Origin of the sequence: Microcystis aeruginosa LEGE 91341 (genome assembly GCF_015206885.1) — a bacterium.
In the GTDB taxonomy this organism is placed as follows: Bacteria; Cyanobacteriota; Cyanobacteriia; order Cyanobacteriales; family Microcystaceae; genus Microcystis; species Microcystis aeruginosa_H.
Genome location: NZ_JADEXY010000201.1, coordinates 1 through 5,159 on the forward strand (window position 1 = coordinate 1; position 5,159 = coordinate 5,159).

The window sequence follows — 5,159 nt, forward strand, 5'->3', positions numbered from 1 at the left end:
CCCCACTACTCCACTTCCCCATTCCCCACTTCATAATTCCCACTCCCCACTTCCCCATTCCCCACTTCATAATTCATAATTCATAATTCCTAACACTCAACCACTTTTTTGACTTTATTTATGTTTATTGATCATATTCATTTTTATGTAGAATCGGCCAAAAAATGGCGAGATTGGTTGGTGCGGGTGATGGATTTTCAGGCGATCGCAAGTTTAGTTAATCTCCATACGCACACGGAAATAGTTGGCAATGGCATCCAAAAAGATAAAACTAAACAGATTATTTTTATCTTATCTTCTCCTTTAAATTCCCTTAGTCCCGTGGCGGAATTTTTAGGTAAATATCCTGAAGGGGTGGCGGATGTAGCTTTTCAAGTGGAGAATTTGGACGCTTTAGCTAGGAGAATTAAACAGGATATTTTTATTCAGGAAAGTGCTTTTTCTAGGGGGAAGATAAAAAGCTGTCAAATCTCTAGCATTGCTAATCTCAAACATACATTACTTGAAAGACAGGGAATCACGCCAATTTTAGCCGATCCTAATCTGATTGAGTATGATAGTAAGCAACAATATAATCAGGATATTCAGGCAATTGATCATTTAGTTTTAAATGTTTTTCAGGGGAATTTAGAGTTAACAGCCAATTGGTATGAGGAAAATTTAGGCTTTAAAAAACGGCAAACTTTTACTATTAAAACGGAGCGTTCTGGTCTTTATTCGCAGGTACTTGTTCACCCCAAAACCGAATTAAAATTACCAATTAACGAACCAGATAGTAACAGTTCTCAAATTCAAGAATTTTTAGATATTAATCAAAAATCTGGCATTCAACACATTGCTTTAAAAACAGAAAATATTTTAAGATTAACTCAAAAATTAAAAGAAAGAAAGGTGGATTTTTTGTCAGTTCCCGACAGTTATTATCAACAAATTAGCTATCAAAAAACAGATTTTAATATTGCTGATTGGGAATGGTTAGAAATTAAAAAACAGGAAATTCTCATCGATTTTGAACAAAATAGTCATTCCCTCAGGGAAAAGCCAACTTTACTGCAAATTTTCACTAAACCAATTTTTTCCCAGCCTACTTTCTTTTTTGAATTAATCGAGCGCCGTCATGCCGCTAGAGGTTTTGGAGAAGGCAACTTCCAAGCGCTATTTGAAGCGATCGAACGGGAACAAGTACAGCGAGGAACTTTAGATTAAAGTCAGAAAAGCGAGCATTTTTCCCATGAGACTATGGACGATGACGTAATTCAATCACATCTTTTTTGATTGTGACATCATAGGAACCAAAAAAGGTTTGTCCCAAGAGTCCTAATCCTTCCATTTGGGGAGAAATACCAACAATCTGATTAGATAAAGCCACCTCGCCAACTTTAACAGAATTAATGCGACCAAGTTGACACTCCCGTTGCCTAAAGGCGTGGGGATTCTTCGTTCACGGGGAGATGCCTTGCAAAAGCAGTGCCTTTACTTGGTCTTACTCTCCCTCCAGAAGCAGTAGCGGTATGCCCTACCGCCAAAATTCGTAAACCTTCATCTCGAATATTCTTAGCGGCATTGATGTCTCTATCGTGGGTTTCTCCACACTTAGGACATTGCCAACTACGAATATCTAAACTCAAACTATCAACACGATTTAAGCAGTTACTACAAGTCTTGGAACTAGGAAAAAATCTATTTACTTCAAGATAAATTTTCCCTTCCCATTCAGCTTTATATTTCAACATGGTACAGAATTGACCCCAACCAGCATCACTAATTGATTTTGCTAGTTTCTGGTTTTTGACCATGGTTCTGACTGCCAGATTTTCTACCACTATGACTTGGTTTTCGTCAACTAATTTACGACTTAGTTTGTGCAGAAAATCTTCACGACAACGAACAATTTTAGCATGAACTTTAGCAACTTTAACTCTAGCTTTATTTCGGTTGTTAGACCCTTTTTGCTTGCGACTAAGTTTCTTTTGTCTCCTCGCTAATCTCTGTTCGTACTTACGGTAGTATTGAGGATTCCCATGTTTAGTCCCATCTGATGTAATAGCAAAATGGGTTAGTCCAACGTCTATCCCGATAGCTTTTCCTTCTGTCAATTTTTGGGGTAAATCCTGACCATCATCATAAAGACAAGATGCGAAATATTCTCCTGATGGATTAACTGAAACCGTAACAGACTTTAAGTCTCCCTCTGGTTGCCGTGAAACTTTGCAATAGACTTCACCAATTTTAGGTAATACCAGAACATCATTTTTTAACTTACAGTGTTGAGGAAATCTAATCGACTGCCTATTTTGCTTTTTCTTGAAGTTGGGATATTTAGCTCTACCTTCAAAGAAATTAAGGAAAGCACTAGAAAGATTTAAAGCGGCTTGCTGTAATACCTGTGATGGTACTTCGCTTAACCACTCATGCTCTTTTTTTAGGGAAGGCAGCAGCTTAATTATTTCGTTTCTGCTTAATCCTTTTCCAGTTTGCTTGTAAGTTTCGGATGTTAAGTTGAGAGCGTAATTGTAAAACCATCTAGCACAGCCAAACGACTTGGCGAGCAAAACTGATTGCTCACTTGTCGGATAGATTCTGTACTTAAACGCTTTTAGCATTTTGCTTACCAAACTACATTTACTATGGTAAGCTATGTGAGCAACAATGTCAAGCCGTCCTCCGCTACGCTAAAGGACGGGGTTTTAGACCCAAATTTTCGATAAACTTGCGGGGAATTTTTCCTATTTCTAGATGAACCGCCACAGAGACGGCTAAGATCTATGTGTTGTCCATCTGCTCTTTGGAGAAAGCATTGCGATTGAGCGAGAGTCGTAGGGGTGAAGGGAAATAACAGCAGGGTGCTGGTCAATGCGATCGCAGAAATAGACCTATTCATGGGTTCAACATCGAGAAGACCGACTCAAAAAAGAACGCTTCTAGCTCTAGAATTCCCCAAAAATGCGGGAAAATAACAGGAGTTTAACCCGGAGGCCAAGCCATTGAGCGATCGCCCAAAAGATGGACATGAAGATGATCGACGGTTTGACCCCCATGTTCCCCATTATTGATCACTACTCGATAACCTTGACTTAATTTAGCTTCAGCGGCCACCTTTTTAACAGTTAGTAACAAATGTCCCAATAAATCTTGATCGCTGTCGCTGGCTTCCTCTAGTTTCGGAATCGGTTTTTTGGGGATAATGAGGATATGGGTGGGTGCTTGGGGATTAACATCTCGAAAAGCGAGAACCAGATCATCTTCATAGACGATCGAGGCTGGAATTTCTTTCCGGATAATTTTGCTAAAAATAGTCTCACTCATAGACAAATTACTTTTTTTTCAACTATACCATTAAGCTCTCAGCTTTTCTGGCTAGGTTATCCCGAGAAATACGCTGATTTTCAGGGTAAATTCCCAGATAAAATCATTTTTATGCGGAAAACTAGCCGAACATCCTGTTTTATTTTCCTAAGAACTCACTTTATTTTTACTTGAGCCAAAATGTTAGCAAGGGTTTGGAGTGCGGCAATTATCGGCATTGATGCCATTAAAATCGGGGTAGAGGTGGATGTATCGGGAGGATTACCCGGAATTGCCGTGGTGGGTTTACCCGATACCGCCGTGCAGGAGTCGAAAGAAAGGGTAAAAGCTTCTCTAAAAAATGCCGGATTTGCCTTTCCCATCCGCAAAATTGTCATCAATTTAAGTCCCGCCGATATCCGCAAAGAGGGGCCAATTTATGATTTACCGATTAGTATCGGCATTTTAGGAGCCTCCGAACAGGTAGAAGCCGATTTATTGGGGGATTTTCTCTTTTTAGGCGAATTATCCCTCGATGGTAGTTTGCGTCCCGTGGCGGGGGTTTTACCCATTGCTGCCGCCGCCGAAAAAATGGGGATTAAGGGTTTAGTGGTTCCCGCCGATAATGCCAAAGAAGCGGCCGTGGTTAAAGGAGTACAAGTGTATGGGTTTCGTCATCTATCGGAAGTGGTAAATTTCTTAAATGAACCCGATCGCCATTCACCGATGACTTTTAACGCTGCCGAGGAATTTGGGCGATCGCGGGTAAATCTCCCCGATCTCAAGGATGTTAAAGGCCAAGCGATTGGCCGTCGGGCCCTGGAAATTGCCGCAGCTGGAGGTCATAACCTAATTTTTGTCGGGCCACCGGGCAGCGGTAAAACCATGTTAGCGCGACGTTTACCCAGTATTCTGCCCCAGCTTACCTTTGCCGAATCCCTAGAAGTCTCCCAGATTCATTCCGTCGCGGGATTACTGAAGGATCGAGGTTCTCTGGTGCGCGAGCGTCCTTTTCGCAGTCCCCATCACTCCGCTTCCGGAGCGGCGCTGGTGGGAGGTGGCACTTATCCCCGACCGGGAGAAATCTCCCTTTCTCACCGTGGTATTTTATTTTTGGACGAATTAACGGAATTTAAGCGCAGTGTCTTGGAATATCTCCGACAACCCCTAGAGGATGGTTATGTGAGCATTTCTCGCACTCGTCTTTCTGTCGCTTTTCCGGCCCGTTTTACCCTAGTGGCGAGTACCAATCCCTGTCCCTGTGGTTATTACGGCGATTCGGTGCAACCCTGCAGCTGTTCACCGCGACAACGGGAACAGTATTGGGCGAAATTATCGGGGCCGCTTTTAGACCGTATTGACTTACAAGTGACGGTAAATCGCCTGAAACCGGAAGAAATGACCCAAGAGAGTCGGGGAGAAGCTTCTGAGCAGGTGCGGCAACGGGTAGAAGGGGCCCGACAAAAGGCTGGCGATCGCTTTCAGAATACGGGGATTCGCTCTAATGCGGAGATGAATTCCGAGCATTTGCGGCGTTTTTGCGCCCTTGATGATAGCAGTCGCCATATTTTAGAAGGGGCAATCCGAAAATTAGGTTTATCGGCCCGAGCAATGGATCGCATTCTCAAAGTTGCCCGCACCATTGCCGATTTAGGAGATAGTGAAATGCTGAAAAGTTCCCACGTTGCCGAAGCAATTCAGTATCGCACTCTCGATCGTTTAAGTTAGGGTTTGCGGCAAAAAGTTTGTTGGTGGGGTTAGGAGTCGGTCGTCAGGATTCAGGAGGCAGGAGTTGAGAGTTGGGGTTTTAGGGAGTTGGGGTTTTAGGGTTTTGGGGTATTAGTTGAAATTCTCCTATCTCCCCACTCCCCCAC

Annotated in this window: 4 protein-coding genes and 2 pseudogenes; 2 read left to right on the forward strand and 4 right to left on the reverse strand. The window is 42.6% G+C overall.

Annotated features, from left to right (window positions below; genetic code table 11):
* Positions 1-120: 120 nt before the first annotated feature.
* Positions 121-1,206 (forward strand): 4-hydroxyphenylpyruvate dioxygenase, encoded by a 1,086-nt coding sequence (hppD, locus tag IQ234_RS19715; protein ID WP_193958322.1) that lies wholly within the window; start codon positions 121-123, stop codon positions 1,204-1,206.
* Between the two features lie 31 nt (positions 1,207-1,237).
* On the opposite strand, the pseudogene IQ234_RS19720 reads toward hppD, so the two are convergent.
* The 4 genes and pseudogenes from IQ234_RS19720 to IQ234_RS19735 all read right to left on the reverse strand — a co-directional run.
* Positions 1,238-1,402 (reverse strand): annotated as a pseudogene (locus tag IQ234_RS19720) (aspartyl protease); the annotation flags it as partial.
* Between the two features lie 16 nt (positions 1,403-1,418).
* Positions 1,419-2,603 (reverse strand): IS200/IS605 family element RNA-guided endonuclease TnpB, encoded by a 1,185-nt coding sequence (gene tnpB, locus IQ234_RS19725; protein ID WP_193958323.1) that lies wholly within the window; start codon positions 2,601-2,603, stop codon positions 1,419-1,421.
* Between the two features lie 98 nt (positions 2,604-2,701).
* Positions 2,702-2,881, reverse strand: a pseudogene (locus IQ234_RS19730) (aspartyl protease); the annotation flags it as partial.
* 83 nt (positions 2,882-2,964) lie between these two features.
* Complete coding sequence (locus tag IQ234_RS19735) at positions 2,965-3,306, reverse strand: histidine triad nucleotide-binding protein (protein WP_193958324.1); 342 nt, start codon at positions 3,304-3,306, stop codon at positions 2,965-2,967.
* 180 nt (positions 3,307-3,486) lie between these two features.
* On the opposite strand from IQ234_RS19735, the gene IQ234_RS19740 reads away from it, so the two are divergent.
* The gene (locus tag IQ234_RS19740; RefSeq protein ID WP_193958325.1) at positions 3,487-5,013 is read left to right on the forward strand and encodes a YifB family Mg chelatase-like AAA ATPase; all 1,527 of its coding nucleotides are present in this window, start codon (positions 3,487-3,489) and stop codon (positions 5,011-5,013) included.
* Positions 5,014-5,159: the final 146 nt, after the last annotated feature.

Coding starts and splice junctions, on each gene's coding strand:
- hppD (WP_193958322.1), top strand. CDS start 121: ATGTTTATTGATCATATTCATTTTTATGTAGAATCGGCCAAAAAATGG.
- tnpB (WP_193958323.1), bottom strand. CDS start 2,603: ATGCTAAAAGCGTTTAAGTACAGAATCTATCCGACAAGTGAGCAATCA.
- IQ234_RS19735 (WP_193958324.1), bottom strand. CDS start 3,306: ATGAGTGAGACTATTTTTAGCAAAATTATCCGGAAAGAAATTCCAGCC.
- IQ234_RS19740 (WP_193958325.1), top strand. CDS start 3,487: ATGTTAGCAAGGGTTTGGAGTGCGGCAATTATCGGCATTGATGCCATT.